Raw genomic sequence first — 17,626 nt, forward strand, 5'->3', positions numbered from 1 at the left:
TTCATGGGTGCGGTGTCTCTTGGACCTCTCGTCATGGCCACTGATCGGCTGTCCGCAATTCTCGGCATCGGTGCGTTCTGGCTCGCTGCCTCGATGTTATCCGATCGGAAGGATGCCCGGATCGCGCCATGGGCCGCGATCGTCATTCCGATCGGCGTCGTGGCCGCCAGGCTAGGGCACGTGATCGAGCACGCCGGGACCTTCGCGCAGGAGCCCCTCAGAGCCGTCGCGTTCTGGCAGGGCGGCTTCTCCTTCCTATGGGCGATCCCCCCTGTCCTCCTCATCACATTGTACCGTCTGCGGGGCACCAGGGTGCTCCTATGGTCGGCCACTCCGGCGGCCATCGGCCTACTCGTCTGGGCTGGCACGTTCCAGCTTGCCGCACTCGCCGACGTTGATTCTAGGCCGCTGCCGTCGATCACCCTGCAGCAGGTCCGTGGCAATCCTGTTGATCTTGCCGCCACGAACGGCCGCCCGCGGGTTCTTAACCTCTGGGCCACCTGGTGTCCGCCTTGCCGTCGGGAGATGCCTCTCCTAGCGGAGGTGGCGCGGGCTACCCCGGAAATCGACTTTCTATTCGTCAATCAGGGGGAGGGAGGCGCTAGAATTGTGGATTACCTTTCGAAGGAACGACTGGAACTGACGCACGTCCTGCTCGACTCCACGTCAGAGGTCACCAAGCACTTCGGCATTAGAGGTATCCCGGTGACACTCTTCTTCGGCGCGGATGGAAGGATGCGGCACCTTCATGTCGGCGAGGTATCCCGCGAAGCGCTCGCTGAATACCTTGGCTCCATTCGAGAAGGTTCCTGAGAACTCCGTCGAAGTGAACGACGCCAACCAGCTTCAGGAACAAGCGCCTTGCCGCTTGTTCCTGACTGAAACGGTGTCGACGAGGAGCGGGGATGTCTGGCCATTCTCCCCTCCAGGCCAGACTGGATTCCCTGGATCAGCGCTCCGCGGGCAGTCTGGCGTGCTGCCATGCCGTCCAGGAGCCGGGGGTATTGTAGACCTGCGCGAACCTCGCTGCGGCCAGCACGGATGCTCCAATGGAGGCGCGGTAGCCCGTGCCGCAGTAGGTAACGACGGGACGATCGGGATCGAGTTCGCCCGACCGCTCGGGCAGGTGAGGTACGTAGATGTTTCGTGCCCCGGGAACGTGTCCTGCTTCGAACTCTTCTAGGCTGCGAACGTCGAGGATCTGCAGATCGGGATCGGTCCGGCGGTCATCCAGCGCCTGGACCGTCCACTGATCTACGTGCCGCAGGGGTCTAGCGGCGTTCTGCCAGGCCGTCATGCCCCGACCAAGCCACCCGAGCACCGTGTCGTAGCCCAAGCGGAAGGCATGGGTCGCAGCCTCCAGGGCCTGCTCCGGTCCCTCGGCGACGAGCACGATCGACGTCCCATGCTCGACCATCCATCCCAGCCAGGCCGGGAACTCCTTCCCGATCCCGATGTTGAGGGCGCCTGGGACATGCCCACCGCCGAAGGCCAACATGGGCCGGGTGTCGATTGCCACCGCTCCCTCCCGCATGGCCTTCTCGAATGCGTCGGGGCTCATGGGCGGCGGAACCGGGACCGCACCCCGCACGGGTGCCCCGACCGCGTTGATCCGCTTCAGGCGGGCGTAATGGCGGGGCAGCTCCGGCATCCCCTCGAGCAGCCATGACGTGAATGCCTCACGTCCACGGGGCTCCAGGGCCGTATTGACGGCTCGCTCATGCCCGACGGTAGTAGACAGCAGGTCGCCAAGCGACTTGCCACAGGCTGACCCAGCGCCGTGTCCTGGCCAGACGGCGGTGCCGTCTCCTAACGGCAGGACCTTCTCGAACAAGCTGTTGTGCAACTCCCGGCCAAGCGCTGCTCGAGGTCGTTCCCAAGGAGATCCGGACGCCCGACGTCAAGGTTGAACAACGTGTCCCCGGTAAAGTCGCCGAAGGGTGCCGCTCCCTGCTTCCCGGCTGACAGGGCTAGGGTGACATGCTCGGGCGTGTGGCCCGGCGTGTGGATGGCGTGCAGGGTCAGCTCCCCAGGGCGGAGCTCCTCCCCGTCCCGCAGGCGTCGCAGGGCGAAGCCGTAGTCGCCTTCCCCACCCACGATCTCGGCACCAGTCCGGGCAGCAAGCTCATGGCTGCCAGAGGCGAAGTCTGCATGGATGTGGGTCTCGATCGCATAGACGAGGCGCAGGCCGCGCGCTGCGGCTTCCTCGACATAGATATCGATGTCCCGTCGAGGATCGATGACGGCCGCCATTCCAGCCGCATCGTCACCGACAAGGTAGGAGAGTTGGGCAATGCCGTCCGTGTAGAAGCTCTTGAAGACCATGGCCATGAGAGTGCTTCCTGAGCTGAGTGTGGAAGTCGATCGGCCGCTACCCGGCGCCACCGACGTGGCGTTTGAAGCCATACCGCTCGAAGATCCGCAGTCCTTGATCGGAGGTGATGAAATCCAGCCACAGGCGTGCGGCCTCGGGATTGGCGGCGTCCTTGCGGATTGCTCCCGCGTAGGTGCCCGTCGTGTTCACCTCGTCCGGGATGTCCACATGTCCAATGGGATTGCCGACCTGCTCCTGGAACACAGCCTCTGACTGCCAGATCACCCCGGCTTGGGCACGCCCCTGCATCAGGAAGACGGGCGTCTGCCGATGGTGCATGGTGGTGAGCACGCACGTGCCATCCCGAACCTTCGAGCCGTATACGGCTTCAGCCAATGCCTCGCCGCCTGCCTTTACGAGGGATGCCCGGATTTGCTCAGCCACTCCCTCAAACTCAGGGTTCGGCATCGCGAGGCGAATGTCCGCACGACCCAGATCGGCCAGGGTCCGGACACCAGCCGGGTTGTCCCTGGGAATCATGATGGTCAGGGTATTCGTGACGTAGGAGACCGCTGGCGGGATCAGGAGGCCGCGGTCGATCAAGCGACGCACGGCACCCAGCCCCGCGAAGTAGGCGTCCGCCTGGACTGTCCAGGTCATGTTGCCCACCGTGACGGTGCCACCCGCCTCCATCTGCCGCACCAGCAGCCCCGGCGGGATCGTCTCCCAATAAATCTTACCCTTGTACGCCGGGTGGGCAGCCGCAAAGGCCTGGACCAGCGGGGCCATAGCGAAGAAGTAGTTGCCCCCGACATACAGGGTGAGCAGTGGGTTCATGGGGTTGCCGTGAAAGTCGGCGAGGTTGTCGGCCTCTGGCACCGTGAACTCGAGGCCGCGGTGCTCGACGTCGTTGTTGGCACCGCCTTGCCAGGGCGGGAACACGCCAGGGCTGCTTTGGGCCTTTGCGCTGCTGGAGGCCATGGCCACGCCTGCTCCTAGAATGACACGGCGGGTGGTGGACGGCATGGCGTCCCTCACTTCGCGTACTGGAACCCGGCCTGCTGCAGTTCAGGCAGCGTGCCGACGGCGCCAGGTGTCAGGACGACGCCCGGCGCCAGATGGTTCGTGAGATCGGCGGTCAGGGTCGGCGCATCCGCGTTGTCGGGGTTTACCCCTGCTGCAATCAGCTTCTCCGCCGTCTCCCAGAGCGCGTTATGACAAGCCAAGAACACAACACCACGCCGTTGGAGCGTAGGGACGGAGTTGTAGTGGCTGGAGAATGGACCCAGCGCATCCTGGGGGTTGTGGGCGTCCGGGGTAGTTGCCTGACGCTCAACGAGGAGCGTGTTTGTCCGGAACCGCTCTCCCGCGAGCTTTGCCAACTGGTATTTGTCCCACACTGCCTGATCAAGGAGGGCAAGGTTCGCTGTCCCGTGGGTCGCGGACGCAGCCAGGAAGTCGGGATGCTGGAAGGACCAGATCTGCGCGTTGAGAGAATTCCGCATCAGGTTCAACCAAGTGCCGCCGATATCGGTGTTGTCCCAGACCTGCTTGGGCCCACCCTGGTAAGACAAGACGGCTTGAAGGGCTGCTTGGTCCCACTGGGAGGGGGCGTTCAGCACCATGGGAACGGTCTTGAAGTCGCGGCGCCGCGGTGCAGCCGCAAGGCTGTTCATCAGCGAGTGGAGCTTGTCCGCTCCCCCCGGAAGCCAATCCTGCACGGCCGCTTGAGCGCGGGTTCCGAACGGTCTCCCCGCAGCAAAGAGGCCGGTGCTCGCCAGAACGTTGCGCCGTGTCTGCTCGATGTTCATCGCGATCCTCCTACAGAAGCCCGGCGGGCCTCCACTGCCTTCAAACAGGGACGACGCTCTGCGGGGAGCTCTGGGAGATGACCATGCGGGTGGCGATGTAGCGGCGCAGTGCCTCTACGGCCCGCATGCTCACGTCGTGTCGTCCCCGCCCGTACTTCTCCGGTACGCCCTGGGCCGTCACATAGGCCGCCTGATAGGTCCGGGTGGGATCAACCTCCTCCCTACCGACGAAGAGGTGTTCCACCCGCTGCCCGGCAGGGTTCTCCAGCTTGGCGTGGAGACGCAGGCCACGGGAGCGCTTTACGTAACCACCCATCTGCTCGTAGGGGTCCGATGCAAAGGTTCGCTGAAGACTCTCCTCCATCATCGAGAGGAGCTCTGCGCCCGTCAGCTCCACAACGGAGACAAGAGGATTGGGCGGGATAATGTTCCAGAGATCTCCAACCGTCACGGCCCCTGGCGGAACAGGCGCGCCGTAGCGCCAACCGTTTGAGAACGCCAGGGTTGTACCCGTTGCTTCAGCAATGGCATCGAGTAGTAAATCGTCCATGGGCGTTTGCAACATCGTGTTGCGATGAAGCGCCCGCTCTGTCTGACCAACTACCTCCCCCAGCATCGCCCGATGCGGCGCCAGCGCGGCGTCCACGAGCGCCTTCATTTCTGAATCCTCTGGATAGCTATCGTCCAAGGCGATCAACTGATGTTCGACACCCACGACTCTCCGATCGACGACATCGAGATCCAGACGCCCGACGAATGCGCCATGACATCCGGATTGGATGATCGGCGTCCCGTTCACCCATGCTGGACGTTCCATACGGTTATGGGTGTGGCCGCTCAGTAGGACGTCGATCCCTGGCACCGCGGCGGTCAGTTTCATGTCTTGTGGGAAGCCAAGGTGTGACAGGACAACAACGAGGTCCACGCCCTCCTGTTGACGCAGATGGGCGATGTGACCCGGCAGTTCGTCTTGACCCAAGGTGAGGCGGACGTCGGTGCTGAAGTGCGGCGGCATAGTCTTGTCGATGATGGTTGCCGCGATGCCGATGATGCCGACTTTTAACCCACCGCGCTCGACCATGCGCGTTGGTGGGAACGCCAGTTCACCGGTCGTCTTGTCGAAGCAGTTGATTGCGAGCAGGGGATAGGAAAGCTGCTCCGAGAGCGATCGAAGGTGTGCCGGGCCATAAGCAAAATCCCAGTGGCCAGTCATCCCATCGAGCTCGAGGGCATTCAGGATAGGGATGAGAGCCTGCCCCTTGCTGCTGACAACAGGATAGGTGCCATGGAAGGTATCGCCGTTATCAAGAGCAATCACGGCCCCTCCCCGTTCCCGGCGCAAGCGCTTCAGCAGGGTCGCAATGCGGGCATAGCCCCCGAGACGGGGAAAGGTCGCTTCCTCTCCGCGCCAGACCAGTTCGGGATGCGGCTCCAGGTAACCGTGGACGTCGTTGATTTGAAGAAGAGTGATTCGTTTGGGTGACATAGTCTTCTCTACGATCATGCTCGTTCGGGTTCAGTCCCAGGGTGCGTTCCCGAGAGCATCCAGTGGGATCTTCAGATAGCGGCGGCCATCACCTTCCGCCTCCGGCAGCCTGCCTCCAGCGATGTTCACCTGGAGAGAGGGTAGAATGAGCTTGGGCATTGGCAGCGCCCGGTCACGCTCGGTCCGGAGCTTTACAAAGCTCTCCTCATCCTGCCCTTTTACGTGCGCGTTCTCGGCCTTCTGGCGCGCGACGGTGCTTTCCCATTCCACCTTCCGGCCTCCCGGCTGGTAATCATGTCCTGTGAACAGACGCGTCCCATCAGGCAGGGCAAGAATTCGCTGGATGCTGCGCCAAAGAGCGTGGGCGTCGCCACCAGGGAAATCGGCCCGCGCACTGCCGCTGTCCGGCATGAACAGGGTGTCATGGATGAAGGCAGCATCCCCCACAACGAAGGTAATGGAAGTCATCGTATGCCCGGGACAGAAGATGACTGAGGCATCCAGGTTCCCGATGCGGAACCGATCGCCATCCGCAAACAGGCGGTCCCACTGAGACCCATCGGTCCGGAAGTTATCAGGGAGGTTGTAGAGGCCCTTCCAGAGCTTCTGAACCCTGGTGATGTTCTCGCCAGTCGCCTTGGGCGCGCCCGTCCTGTCCTGGAGGTACCCCGCAGCCGAGAAGTGGTCGGCATGAGGGTGGGTGTCGAGGATCCAATCCAGCGACAGTTGGCGCTTTTCAATGAAGGCCAGGATCGCATCCGCCGAACGGGTTGCAGTCGCCCCCGATTTCTCGTCGAAGTCGAGGACTGGATCAATGACAGCACATGCCCCAGTCAGGGGATCCCAAACGACGTATTGCAGGCTGGAGGTCCGTTTGTCGAAAAACGCCTCTACCTCCGGGGATCCGGTCATCGACAGCGCAGTCGAGCCAGTAGAATTGGTCAGGACGTCGTTCATGTCTGATAGTCCTGGGCGAACTCTCGCTCCCGATGCGCGACATCGAACTCACTGCCGCGGAGCATCATCTTCCAATACATGAAGGGCAGGATCTTTGTCTTTAGGAACCAGGCGCTACGGCGTGGCTTGCGAGGGTCCAACGGAAAGGTCGGTGTGACCTTGCCTCCATAGGTAAACTCCGCCAGCACCACCTTGCCGTAGGCGGTGGTGAGCGGGCACGATCCGTAGCCGTCGTAGGTCGCGTCGAGCGGCTTGCCGTCTATGGTCGAGAGGAGATTCCTTACCACCACTGGAGCCTGCAGCCGTACGGCAGCGGCTGTCTTCGCATTGGTTGTTCCGGCCACGTCACCGAGCGAGAACACGTTGGCGTACCCCGTGTGCTGAAGTGTTGAGGGATCGACCTCGATCCATCCCGCTGCATTGGCCAGAGGGCTGCTCCGCACGAAATCTGGCGCGATCTGCGGCGGCGTGACGTGCATCAAGTCAAAGCGCCTCTCGACCTCCGACATCCTGCCCTCCTCGTCGGCGACCGTGAAGAATGCGGTGCGGCTGGCTCCGTGTACCGCCTTGAGGTTGTGCTTATAGCGCAGCGTTATGCCGTAATCGTCGACGGCCTGCTGTAAGGGAGGAACGAAGAAGGGAACGCCGAACAGGGTGTCGCCCGCTAAGCAGAACTCCACATCCGCTGGCTGCTCCAGGCCCCGTTTCCGCCAGTGATCGGCGGCCAGATACATGATCTTCTGCGGTGCGCCCGCGCACTTGATGGGCATCGCTGGCTGGGTGAACAGCGCCTTTCCACCAACAAATTCCTGCAGACACTGCCAAGTGTACTCCGCGGTCTCGGCCGAGTAGTTGCTACACACCCCGTTGCTACCCAGTGCTTCCCGCAAGCCTGCGACCCTGTCCCAGTCGAGCTTCAGACCGGGGCAGATAACGAGATGACGGTAGCGAACACGGCGGCCATCCGTCAGCTCCACCAAGTTCTCGTCGGGCAGGAGGGTGCTCACCGCCTCTTTGATCCAGGTGACACCCCCAGGGAGCAACGTCTCCATGGGTCGTACCGTCTCGGAAAGGGTGAAGACGCCCGCACCGACAAGCGTCCATCCCGGTTGATAGGAATGGGTATCCGACGGCTCGATGATGGTAACCGGCAAGTCGGGACGATGGCGTCGCAGTTCTGCGGCGACCGTGATCCCGGCGGCACCGCCGCCGATCACGAGCACTGAGGCACGCTCATCCGGCATCATGGTGCGACATGCACTGACATCGGGAGCGGCGCCTCGTCCGGGATTGGTGTCCATCGTCACCTCTTAAAGTTCAGGCTGGCCCTCCGGGTCAGCCCCTCACCTCAATAGTTAAGAACTTACTACTTGCGATCTAGGTTAAGTAACGTAATATCAGGTCTCCGACGATCCCATTCCCGTGAGGCATCGAGATGCTGGAACTCGCAAGTGCTGGGACTGCGGCCTGCTGCGAGCTTCTGGATGTCGCCATCCCTCCTGATGCTTGGGATAGATGGCGCAGGGTGATCAGGGGGCGGGCGTCCGCCCTGACTGGCCCGCTCCATGGCACTGCAAGGATGGGATATGAGCGACACAAACACGCGGCACGTTGGACCGCCGCTGCTTCACGACCCAGCGCCAGACTTCCAGGCTCGCACGACGATGGGCGACCGCTCGTTAGCGGACTACCGAGGGCGATGGCTGCTCCTCTTCTCCCACCCAGCCGACTTCACTCCGGTTTGCACCAGCGAGTTCATCGCCTTCTCCAAAACGGCAGACCGGTTCGAGGAGCTGGGTTGCTCACTGCTGGCTCTCTCGGTCGACAGCCTGTTCTCGCACTTTGCCTGGATCCGGAGCATCTACTCCCAATTTGGGGTCAAGGTGACCTTCCCGATCATCGAGGATCCGTCGATGGCGATCGCGGCGGCCTACGGCATGATTGCGCCTCACGCGCCCGACGCCTCCATGGTCCGGGCGGCATTTGTGATCGATCCCGAGGGAATGATCCGAGCAATCAGCTGGTACCCCATGACGACTGGCCGCAACGTCGAGGAACTCCTACGCCTCGTGACGGCGCTCCAAACAGCAGACGCTCACGACGTGTCCACACCAGAGGGCTGGCGTCCAGGGGACGACGTGATCCTTCCGCCTCCTCTGACCACAGAGGCGGCTTACGCGGAGCACGGACAAGGTGCCGACTGGTACTTCCGGACTGGTCCCCTGCCGAAGAAGCCAAAGGGGCGAGGGCGTTGAGGCTCGATTCGGTCGAGGTAGCCGAGGGGGCAGCTCTTCTACGGGTTCTCGCCAATCCTGCGCGACTGGGGATTGCCCTCCATCTGCTCAATGGCGAGTGCTCCGTCGGGCAGATCGAGGAGGAGCTTGGCGTCAAACAGCCAAATCTGTCTCAGCACCTCGCCGAGATGCGGGATGCGGGCCTGCTCGTCTCCCGGCGAGAATCCAGGATGGTGTTCTACCGGGTTACACCTGGAAAGGCCGAGCAGCTGCTCCTGTGCCTGCGTCAAGGCCTCGGCGGTGAAGTGCCCGCGGCTCTCCCTGCTGTGCAACGCAAGCCAGTCCGCAACGCGCCTGCGTCCACCTTCGCCGTGGTCAGGAAGGGATAGCTGTGCTGCTGCAATCCGCCATGGCCGTCCTGTCCGGAGGGTTGGTCGGCTTTACCCTGGGCCTCATCGGCGGAGGTGGGTCTATCCTGGCCACGCCGCTGCTCCTCTACGTGGTGGGATTGCAGCCGCACGTCGCCATTGGAACGGGTGCGCTCGCCGTGTCCGCCAATGCTTTCGCGAACTTCGCGGGGCATGCTCGCGTCGGGAACGTCAAGTGGCTCGACGCCACGATCTTCGCCGCAGTGGGAACGGCAGGAGCAGCGATCGGATCCTGGTTCGGCAAGAGCTTCGACGGCCAGCGTCTGCTGTTCTTATTCGCCATCCTGATGGTCGCTGTGGGCGTTCTGATGCTCCGGCGCAAGGACGCCAAGGCACGCGTTGCCCCTGAAGAAGACCGTCGATCGAACGGCCGTCTGATCCTGGTCGCCGCTTGCGCTCTCGGCGTCGGTCTTCTCTCCGGTTTCTTCGGGATCGGAGGAGGATTTCTGATCGTGCCTGGGCTGCTGTTCTCGACAGGCATGCCGATGATCTTCGCCGTGGGCTCCTCTCTCCTTGCGGTAGGCGCCTTTGGCCTGACGACGGCTGTCAGCTACGCGGCATCCGGCCTTGTCGATTGGGTTGTGGCCATCGAGTACATCGTCGGCGGTCTGGCCGGGGGGTACGTCGGCATGCAACTCGCCTGCCGCCTCGGCCATCACAAGGCCGCTCTCAACCAGATCTTCGCGGGCCTCGTCTTCATCGTTGCCTTCTACATGCTCTACCAGAACGCGGCTGCCTTCGGCTTCGGTGGCTGACACTCAACTTCCCGATCACTGGGAACCAGGAACGAGAACATGCTGAACAAGTGCCTTTCCGTCCTGGTTCTATGCCTTGCCATAGGCGGAACAGCTTCGGCTGAGACCCTTAGAGTGTACGGCCCGGGTGGGCCGTTGCCCGCCATGCGGGAAGCCGCCGAGGCATTCAGGCGCATTCGAGGCGTGGAGGTCCAGGTCACCGGCGGGCCCACGGGAAGCTGGATCGAGCGCGCCAGGAGCGACGCCGACGTGGTCTTCAGCGGATCGGAAACCATGATGACGGACTTCATCGCTGCCATGGGTGACAGCGTCGAGCCATCCAGTGTCCGTCCGCTCTACCTCAGGCCTTCGGCCATCCTCGTGCGGCCCGGGAATCCAGGCCGCATCGCAGGCCTGCAGGATGTGATGCGGCCTGGTCGTCGTGTCCTCGTGGTCAATGGGGCCGGGCAGAACGGCCTGTGGGAGGATATGGCAGGTCGGACCGGAGACATCGGCAAAGTCCGCGCATTGCGATCCAACATCGTCCGCTTCGCGGCGAACAGCGCCGAGGCTCGTCAGGCCTGGATCGACGATCCATCAATTGAGGCCTGGATCATCTGGTCGATCTGGGGGGTGGCAAATCCCACTCTCGCGGACATCGTGGAGGTCGAGCCGGAGTTCCGGATCTACCGGGATACAGGGGTGGCACTGACCAGGTTGGGTTCCACGAAGGAAGCTGCGCGGGGATTCATGGACTTCCTTTCATCGGAAGCGGGAGCCGCGATTTTCGGCAAATGGGGCTGGTCGACACCTTCTCCCTGACTTCCAAAGAAGGAGCAGCCGAGAAAAATAGCACAGGAGGAACACAAGATGCGTATGCCTTCCCTGATGACGACTGCCTACGGTGCTGTCGCGGCTAGTGCACTCGTGCTGTTCCTTTCTCCAAGACGACCGGAACAGGCGGCCTCCAGACCTCCGGCTCCTCGGCAGCAGGCTGCTTCAGCAACGGCCCCTCTTCCAACACCCGCCAGTTCTGCGTCGGCAGCGCCCGCAGCACCGCAGACGGGTGCAGGACAGGCGGGTGCGCCACCGATCAGGCTTGCATCGGCCTGGGACATCCCCGACCCCGACACGCTGCCCGCCGGAGACATCTTCGCCGAGACGGTGCGTCGAGGCCGTGACCTGATCTCCAAGACCTCCTCTCTCATTGGGCCCGACGCCCACGATCCGGCGATGCGCTTCGCCGGGAATGGGCTCACCTGCCAGTCCTGCCATCTGCAGGCAGGCACCCAGCGCTATGGCCTGCCCCTGGCAGGGATCTGGGGCGTCTTCCCGCAGTACATCGGACGCGAGAACGAAGTCCGCACGCTAGAGGAGCGCGTCAACGGCTGCATGGAGCGCAGCATGAATGGCCAGGCGTTACCCGTGGACGGGGACGAAATGAAGGCCATCCTTGCCTACATTCGCTACATCAGTGGCCCCCAACAGGTCGGCAAGTCGCTAGAGGGACGCGGGGCGCCGCCGATCCCACTGCCGACCCGTGCGGCCGACCCGGAACGCGGGCGTCAGGTCTATGCATCTGCCTGCTCAACATGCCATGGGGCAGATGGGCAAGGGCAACGACTGGAAGCAGCCGAAGCGGCGGAGCAGGGCAAGCGGTACCAGTTTCCGCCGCTCTGGGGGCCGGACAGCTACAACAATGGGGCTGGCATGGCGCGGACCATCACGGCTGCTCGGTTCGTCCACGCTAACATGCCGCTCGGCACCACCTTCGAGGAGCCGCAGATCTCCGCGGATGACGCTTACGACGTCATGGCCTTTGTAAACTCGCAACCCAGGCCGCAGCGCGCAAATCTGGACGCGGATTACCCTGACCTCTCCAAGAAGCCAGTCGATGCCGGTTACGGACCGTTCGTCGGTCCATTCTCACCCGAGCAGCACCGTTATGGTCCATGGCAGCCGATCCAAGATTGGCTACGGTCCAACTCAGCCGAAGTTCGTGCCTCCCAGCGTTGAAGCCAGTCAAGGGGCGACCCAGTAAGCCTAACTGCGTTGGAAGACGATCGGTTCTGAACCGAATTGGTCGTCCACCAAGGCGTTTCACAAAACCAAATTCTGTTAGGAGGCGCCGTAAGGCCGGAGTGAGTACGGCCCCTTTAAGCTTGGTTACCTCGCTAGACCGCCGTCGCCTGCTTTGCTTTCGCGCACAGCTCCAAGCTGTTCGGGGCATCCTGATCCGGTTCGCAATCATTCGCCCCGACCAGCTGCAATCCATCCAGATGCTACGGTTGTCCTCACGCCGGTTTGGACTGGCTGGGTAGGTGATGGTCGACTACCGAGAAGGCAGCCATGCCGATCAGCATGGTCACCAAAAACACGACCACGGGGGTGCCAGCCAGTAGGAACGAGGCCAGCACCGGTCCTGGACAGAAGCCAGCCAAGCCCCACCCAGCGCCGAACATGATTGAACCCACAACCAAGCGGCCATCAACACCTGTTTTGGTCGGTCCAGAATATGACGCAGCGTAGAAGGGGGTTTTCCGGCGCTTTGCCAGTGCGAACCCCAGAGCCGCGACAGGGATCGCAGCCCCCATAACGTAGGCAAGGCTAGGATCCCAGTTTCCCATGATGTCGAGGAAGGCGAGAACCTTCTGCGGATTCACCATCTGCGAGATGACGAGACCGAGTCCAAAGAGGATACCTGAGACAAGGGAGGTGATTGTGCGGGTCATGGCGATCAGCCTCCGGCGGCGTGACGTACGAGGAAGACAGTCACGGCCGCGGCAAGCATGAATGCTCCAGTGGCCGTGATCGAGCGCCGCGACAGCCGTGCAAGCCCAGACACGCCGTGACCACTGGTACAGCCGCCACCCAGGCGCGTGCCGAAGCCGACCAATAGACCAGCGACAACAAGCGTGGTGTAGTCAGCCTCAACGGAGATCGCTGGTGCACCCTGAACAACCGAATAGGCAAGGGGGGTACCGATCAGCCCTGTGAGGAATGCCAAGCGCCAAGCTACTTCCCCACCCTTTGGCTTGATGATGCCGCCGATAATGCCGCTTATTCCGGCAACGCGACCGTTGGCTATCCACAGCAAGGCAGTGGATAGACCAATCAGTGCACCACCGAGTGCAGATGAAACAGGGGTGAAGTTCTCCATGGGAAAGCTCAGTTCTTGGGCTTGCGAATGACCGCACAGCCGGTCTCGTGAAAATAGTTGAGGGGAACCTTTAGATAGGAGACACCGTTGGCCTCTGGCTCTGGAAGGCGGCCACCTCGGATGTTTACCTGAAGTGCATCCAGCAGCAGGTCAGGGAAGGACAACGTCCGGTCACGGTCTTCACGCGCCTGGACAAAGGCATCCTCTGTCACGCCGCTTCGCAGGTGCGTGTTGTTCTCTTGCTGTTCGGCGACTGTGGACTCCCATTTCGGATCTCGCCCACCCGGCTGGTAATCGTGGCCGGTGAAGACGCGGGTCCCTGGCGGGAGTTCCAGGATGCGCTGAATGCTGCGGTAGAGCGCACGGGCATCGCCGCCAGGGAAGTCGGCCCGCGCCGTCCCGCCGTCTGGCATGAACAGGGTATCGTGGACGAACGCCGCGTCACCGATGACGTAGGTGATCGAGGCCGCGGTGTGGCCGGGAGAGAAGATAACGTCCACATCCAGATCGCCAACTTGGAAGCGCTCTCCGTCCTTGAACAAGCGGTCCCACTGCGAACCGTCGGTTGGAAAGTCTGCGAGGTTGTAGATCTTCTTCCAGATTTCCTGGACGCGGATGACCCTTTCGCCAATGGCAGTCGGAGCGCTGAACACCTCCTTGAGGTAGGGGGCGGCAGAGAAGTGGTCGGCATGCGGGTGAGTGTCGAGGATCCATCGGACCGTGAGGCCCTGCTCTCGAACGAAGTTCACCATGCGGTCGGCAAACGTCGTGTGAGTACCACGACAGGCACGGTCAAAGTCGAGAACGGGGTCAATGATGGCGCAGCTCTTGGTTGCTGGATCGGCAGCCACGTAAGCGATGCTGTTGGTGTCGTCGTGGTAGAAGCCCGTCACGACCGGCTGTTTGTTCGACATCTGGTTTCCCTCCATAGGACAAAGCGATGGGGACCATGGGTGATGCGGCCCGCCCTATCAGCCCTCTCGTGCAGCAGGCTCAGGCGGGGATGCGGCTGCGCCCCCAGCGCAGAACAGTTCATAGAGAAGGCCAATCACCCGCTGGGCGGGCTCGCTGCCCAGACGGTAGTAGATGGTCCGGGAGACACGGCGGGTCTTGACCAGACCATCCTCCCGAAGTCGGGTCAGGTGCTGGGATAGGTGGGGCTGCCGCATCTCGAGCAGCGCCTCCAGTTCACCAACCGATTTCTCTCCCTGGGTGAGTGAGCAGAGGATCAGTAGCCGGTGCTCGTTCCCCAGAGACTTCAAGAAGCGTTCCGCCTCGCCAGCCCTGTCGCGCATCTCCGTCATATTCATGGTTGATAATCTAAGAAGAAGGAATACATCTTCAACCCTATCGCGGCGAGGAAAATTCATATGGCCCACAAGATCAGGATCAACGATCGGCTTAGTGTTGCCCCGGCTCCGCCTACCCGAGCCGAACTTGCGGAGATCGCCAGGGAGGGCTTCCGGTCTGTTGTGAACCTGCGGACGTCAGGCGAGCCGAACCAGCCTCTCCTGCCCGATGCGGAGGGTGCGGCCGCCCGCGAGGTGGGGCTGGGCTATGCTCACATCCCTGTCTCCCCCACTGGTCCTCAACCCGAGCAGGTGGACCAGTTCTGCCAGAGGCTGTCGGAGTTGCCAGGCCCAGTTCTCATCCACTGCGCCTCTGGGAAACGGGCAAGCATCTTCGGCATCTTGGGATCAGCCAAAGAGGAAGGCTTGTCCGGTGAGGATGCCCTTTCTCGGGCGCGGGATCTTGGCTTCGACTGGGGCAGCCCGGAACTCGAGGTGTTCGTCAGGCGGTACCTGGATCAGAGCGCGTAAATAGAGGCTACCGAACAGCCGCTGGAACCTAGTGTCCTAGGGAGCGGCTGTTCATGCGAGACCGGGATCCATACCGTCGGACAAGGTTGCAGCTCTCAAGTGAGCAGCAAGGTGCGCAGCATTGGAATGCCCATCCGGTCCCGATGGAAACTCGTGGTGTGGCCTGGGGCATGGTCACGGGATCGGTCCTGCCCAGAGAAGGCAGACTGAGCCTCGCTGTCAGGTAGTCGCTTCGCAATGATGAACGAGTGGTCCAGAGATCCGTCATGGCTATCTCAGCAGGGAGAGATGGCAGAACGCATCCGCACCCATGATTGGGCAGCCACCCCGGTGGGCTCCATCGAGGGTTGGCCGCAAAGTATGCACGTCGCAGTTCGCCTGATTCTCGGCAGCCGTCAGCCCATGTTTTTGTGGTGGGGTCCGGCTTGGACGCGCATCTATAACGACGCTTGCATTGCCATCCTTGGGCCTGAACGACACCCGCATGTTCTCGGGTCAAGTGCTCAGGGTGAGAAGAGCACCCTTTGGGCTGTTATCGGCCCGCAGATTGAGCAGGTTCTCGCGGGTGGGAAGGCGACTTGGCATGAGAACGGGATAGTACCCGTATTCCGGGATGGTCGTTGGCAGGATGCGCGCTGGGACTACGGCTTCAGCCCAATCGATGAACCTACGGCACCGAACGGAGTGGGTGGCGTGCTGGCCATCTGCCGAGAAGTCACCCAGGAGCACGCGCAGAGGGAAGCATTAAGAGAAAGCCAAGCCTGCCTACAGGCTGCTGTCGAACTGGTGGGCCTCTGCCCCTACTCTGTGGACATGGCGACCGGCACCCGCATCTGGGACAACAGGCTCAGGAAAATCTGGGGCCTTCCACCCGGTGCCCATGTGGACCGACAGGTGTTTCTGTCTGCCATCCACCCCAGCGATCGGCCGCGTGTGGAGGCCGCCTTGGAGGCGGGAAGCAACCCAAGGAGCGACGGTGTCTACCACCTTGAATACCGAGTGATTGGGATTGGAGATGGTGTCGAGCGATGGGTGTCGGCCCATGGTCAAACCGCTTTCAAGGAAGGGCGGCCGGTTACCTTCGTCGGCGCTGCGTTGGATATCACTGATCGCAAGAGGGCGGACGCACGGCTTCGCGCGAGCGAGGAGCGCCTTACCTTGCTGGTGGCCGAGTTGCAGCACCGCACCCGGAACCTGCTTGCGGTCGTGAAATCCCTGTCAAGCCGATCGCTCTCGCAGAGCAAATCACTCGACGACTTCGCGGAGCGCTTTGAGGCAAGGCTGGACGCGTTAAGCCGGGCAAATGGGCTACTCTCCCGCCTGCACAAAGACGATCGTATTACCTTTGATGCATTGGTCCGGATGGAGCTCTCTGCACATGGTGCGTTTGACGCCGAGGGACTCTGCCATCAGATACAACTGTCAGGGCCGGAAGGGGTGCAGCTAAGATCCTCCACGGTGCAAACCCTTGCTCTGGGCCTGCATGAGCTTGCCACCAATGCTCTGAAGCATGGTGCCTTGTCTCAACCGCAAGGACGGCTTCGAGTGGATTGGCGGCTGCTGAACAGGGAAGGTCGTGAGCCCCTCCTCGTGATCGAATGGGAAGAGAGCGGTGTTTCCATTAAGACGGGTCCGGGCTCGCAACCAGATCGCCGCGGATATGGACGAGAACTGATTGAATGCGCGCTGCCATATCAACTCCAGGCTGAGGTCTCCTACAACCTTCGTCCCGGGGGTTTGCGTTGCGCCATCACCTTGCCTGCTACATCAGGCGCCGATTAGACAGGTCGGCTCGACGCTCCATGGATCACGCGCTGGTCGATCGTCTTCGTAGGCATTCTCCCGGAGGGCGATCTACCGTTCACCCGTTCTTATTACAACCAGAGCATCAATTTCGAAGAGGGCAGGTCTCCATGGCTGCCGCTCCCGGCTGTGGCCGTCGCGCCCTGGGGCCCTTTGTCAACGGCAAGGCCTAATAACGCCGTGCCCGGCAGGACAATCTCTCATGCTCAAGGGTGAACCTCCTCAAGCGGGGCGACTATACTGTCGAGGGTCGTATTTCCATTGTGGTCAGCTGCGCCCGGACTGCGGGTTCGACGTGCGAGAGCCAACAAGGCGAGCAGCGAGAGCGCTGTCAGGGTGCCAGATAGGAAGAGTGCGGCGTGCGGTCCGAGCGCGTCTAGCACCAGGGCAAAGAGGAGCGGCGCCCCGGCCTGGAGCAGGCGTGCCGGTGCCGCTAGCAACCCTGTCCGCAGGCCATAGCCCGCAGGCCCGAACAGAGCGAGCGGCAGAGTCCCCCTCGCAATGGTCAGCAATCCGTTCCCGGCGCCGTGCAGCAGCACGAAAGGTATGGCCACTACTGGCCCTAGGAAGGCCAGCAGCGCCGCCCCGACAGGGTGCAGGCCCGTGGCGAGCTGGGCCGTGAGCAGAGGCGACGCCTTCCGGAGCAGAGCGAACTCCGCCACCCGGGCGGCCACCTGTGCCGGACCCACCAGTGACGCTGCGAAGATTGCGGCGGCGGGCGCCGCGCCTAGGGCCTCGATGATGCGCGGCAGGTGGGTGGCCAGGGCGGTGGAGACGAAGGCCGTGGCGGCGAAGACGGCGGCCAGGATGACCATGGTCCAGGGCACGCCGCTCGGCGCCGCATCGGCCGGGGCCGCAGCAGGCGCGGGCGGAGGTGCC

The 17,626-nt window shown here is 62.5% G+C and carries 20 protein-coding genes; 8 read left to right on the forward strand and 12 right to left on the reverse strand.

Annotated elements, in window-relative coordinates:
• The first annotated feature begins 33 nt into the window (after window positions 1–33).
• A complete protein-coding gene (locus tag ACFFIC_RS19200; protein ID WP_377053312.1) occupies window positions 34–813 on the forward strand; it encodes a prolipoprotein diacylglyceryl transferase family protein in 780 nt (259 codons plus the stop codon).
• A gap of 136 nt (window positions 814–949) precedes the next feature.
• Here the strand turns inward: ACFFIC_RS19200 and ACFFIC_RS19205 are convergent, their stop codons facing one another.
• The 7 genes from ACFFIC_RS19205 to ACFFIC_RS19235 are packed head-to-tail and all read right to left on the reverse strand — an operon-like array spanning window position 950 to window position 7,869.
• Entirely contained in the window at window positions 950–1,834 is an 885-nt protein-coding gene (locus ACFFIC_RS19205; RefSeq protein WP_377053314.1) for a rhodanese-like domain-containing protein, read from the reverse strand.
• Window positions 1,810–2,331 (reverse strand): MBL fold metallo-hydrolase, encoded by a 522-nt coding sequence (locus ACFFIC_RS19210; RefSeq protein ID WP_377053316.1) that lies wholly within the window; start codon window positions 2,329–2,331, stop codon window positions 1,810–1,812. The genes ACFFIC_RS19205 and ACFFIC_RS19210 overlap by 25 nt, the downstream gene beginning before the upstream one ends.
• Before the next feature lie 40 nt (window positions 2,332–2,371).
• Window positions 2,372–3,340, reverse strand: a complete 969-nt coding sequence (locus ACFFIC_RS19215; protein WP_377053318.1) for a substrate-binding domain-containing protein — start codon at window positions 3,338–3,340, stop codon at window positions 2,372–2,374.
• An 8-nt stretch (window positions 3,341–3,348) separates the two neighbouring features.
• Window positions 3,349–4,125: a thiosulfate dehydrogenase gene (tetH, locus tag ACFFIC_RS19220; RefSeq protein WP_377053320.1), complete on the reverse strand. Its 777-nt coding sequence runs from the start codon at window positions 4,123–4,125 to the stop codon at window positions 3,349–3,351.
• Window positions 4,126–4,165: 40 nt separating this feature from the next.
• Window positions 4,166–5,629: a bifunctional metallophosphatase/5'-nucleotidase gene (locus ACFFIC_RS19225; protein ID WP_377053322.1), complete on the reverse strand. Its 1,464-nt coding sequence runs from the start codon at window positions 5,627–5,629 to the stop codon at window positions 4,166–4,168.
• Between the two features lie 12 nt (window positions 5,630–5,641).
• Entirely contained in the window at window positions 5,642–6,568 is a 927-nt protein-coding gene (locus ACFFIC_RS19230) for an MBL fold metallo-hydrolase (protein ID WP_377053324.1), read from the reverse strand.
• Window positions 6,565–7,869, reverse strand: coding sequence for an NAD(P)/FAD-dependent oxidoreductase (locus tag ACFFIC_RS19235; RefSeq protein WP_377053326.1), 1,305 nt, complete (start codon window positions 7,867–7,869; stop codon window positions 6,565–6,567). Before ACFFIC_RS19235 ends, ACFFIC_RS19230 begins: the two co-directional genes overlap by 4 nt.
• 285 nt (window positions 7,870–8,154) lie before the next feature.
• On the opposite strand from ACFFIC_RS19235, the gene ACFFIC_RS19240 reads away from it, so the two are divergent.
• Genes ACFFIC_RS19240 through ACFFIC_RS19260 form a run of 5 tightly spaced genes read left to right on the forward strand, consistent with a single transcriptional unit; the run spans window position 8,155 to window position 11,980 of the window.
• The gene (locus tag ACFFIC_RS19240; RefSeq protein WP_377053328.1) at window positions 8,155–8,823 is read left to right on the forward strand and encodes a peroxiredoxin; all 669 of its coding nucleotides are present in this window, start codon (window positions 8,155–8,157) and stop codon (window positions 8,821–8,823) included.
• Complete coding sequence (locus ACFFIC_RS19245) at window positions 8,820–9,191, forward strand: ArsR/SmtB family transcription factor (protein ID WP_377053330.1); 372 nt, start codon at window positions 8,820–8,822, stop codon at window positions 9,189–9,191. The genes ACFFIC_RS19240 and ACFFIC_RS19245 overlap by 4 nt, the downstream gene beginning before the upstream one ends.
• Window positions 9,192–9,211: 20 nt before the next feature.
• Window positions 9,212–9,985 (forward strand): sulfite exporter TauE/SafE family protein, encoded by a 774-nt coding sequence (locus ACFFIC_RS19250; RefSeq protein WP_377053659.1) that lies wholly within the window; start codon window positions 9,212–9,214, stop codon window positions 9,983–9,985.
• 39 nt (window positions 9,986–10,024) lie between these two features.
• Entirely contained in the window at window positions 10,025–10,786 is a 762-nt protein-coding gene (locus tag ACFFIC_RS19255; protein WP_377053332.1) for a substrate-binding domain-containing protein, read from the forward strand.
• A gap of 48 nt (window positions 10,787–10,834) precedes the next feature.
• Window positions 10,835–11,980 (forward strand): c-type cytochrome, encoded by a 1,146-nt coding sequence (locus tag ACFFIC_RS19260; protein WP_377053334.1) that lies wholly within the window; start codon window positions 10,835–10,837, stop codon window positions 11,978–11,980.
• Window positions 11,981–12,258: 278 nt separating this feature from the next.
• Here the strand turns inward: ACFFIC_RS19260 and ACFFIC_RS19265 are convergent, their stop codons facing one another.
• The 4 genes from ACFFIC_RS19265 to ACFFIC_RS19280 are packed head-to-tail and all read right to left on the reverse strand — an operon-like array spanning window position 12,259 to window position 14,419.
• Window positions 12,259–12,696, reverse strand: coding sequence for a DUF6691 family protein (locus tag ACFFIC_RS19265; protein WP_377053336.1), 438 nt, complete (start codon window positions 12,694–12,696; stop codon window positions 12,259–12,261).
• Between the two features lie 5 nt (window positions 12,697–12,701).
• Window positions 12,702–13,124, reverse strand: a complete 423-nt coding sequence (locus tag ACFFIC_RS19270; RefSeq protein WP_377053338.1) for a YeeE/YedE family protein — start codon at window positions 13,122–13,124, stop codon at window positions 12,702–12,704.
• 8 nt (window positions 13,125–13,132) lie between these two features.
• Window positions 13,133–14,038, reverse strand: coding sequence for an MBL fold metallo-hydrolase (locus tag ACFFIC_RS19275; RefSeq protein WP_377053340.1), 906 nt, complete (start codon window positions 14,036–14,038; stop codon window positions 13,133–13,135).
• Between the two features lie 57 nt (window positions 14,039–14,095).
• The gene (locus tag ACFFIC_RS19280; RefSeq protein ID WP_377053342.1) at window positions 14,096–14,419 is read right to left on the reverse strand and encodes a metalloregulator ArsR/SmtB family transcription factor; all 324 of its coding nucleotides are present in this window, start codon (window positions 14,417–14,419) and stop codon (window positions 14,096–14,098) included.
• A 75-nt stretch (window positions 14,420–14,494) separates the two neighbouring features.
• Between ACFFIC_RS19280 and ACFFIC_RS19285 the strand changes: the two genes are divergently transcribed.
• Both ACFFIC_RS19285 and ACFFIC_RS19290 read left to right on the forward strand, forming a co-directional pair.
• The gene (locus ACFFIC_RS19285; RefSeq protein ID WP_377053344.1) at window positions 14,495–14,944 is read left to right on the forward strand and encodes a beta-lactamase hydrolase domain-containing protein; all 450 of its coding nucleotides are present in this window, start codon (window positions 14,495–14,497) and stop codon (window positions 14,942–14,944) included.
• A 288-nt stretch (window positions 14,945–15,232) separates the two neighbouring features.
• The gene (locus tag ACFFIC_RS19290; RefSeq protein WP_377053346.1) at window positions 15,233–16,726 is read left to right on the forward strand and encodes a sensor histidine kinase; all 1,494 of its coding nucleotides are present in this window, start codon (window positions 15,233–15,235) and stop codon (window positions 16,724–16,726) included.
• A gap of 227 nt (window positions 16,727–16,953) precedes the next feature.
• Here ACFFIC_RS19290 and ACFFIC_RS19295 read toward each other — a convergent pair whose 3' ends face one another.
• The gene (locus tag ACFFIC_RS19295; RefSeq protein ID WP_377053348.1) at window positions 16,954–17,574 is read right to left on the reverse strand and encodes an MFS transporter; all 621 of its coding nucleotides are present in this window, start codon (window positions 17,572–17,574) and stop codon (window positions 16,954–16,956) included.
• Window positions 17,575–17,626: the final 52 nt, after the last annotated feature.

Origin of the sequence: Muricoccus vinaceus (assembly GCF_042433125.1) — a bacterium.
Taxonomy (GTDB): Bacteria; Pseudomonadota; Alphaproteobacteria; order Acetobacterales; family Acetobacteraceae; genus Roseomonas; species Roseomonas vinacea.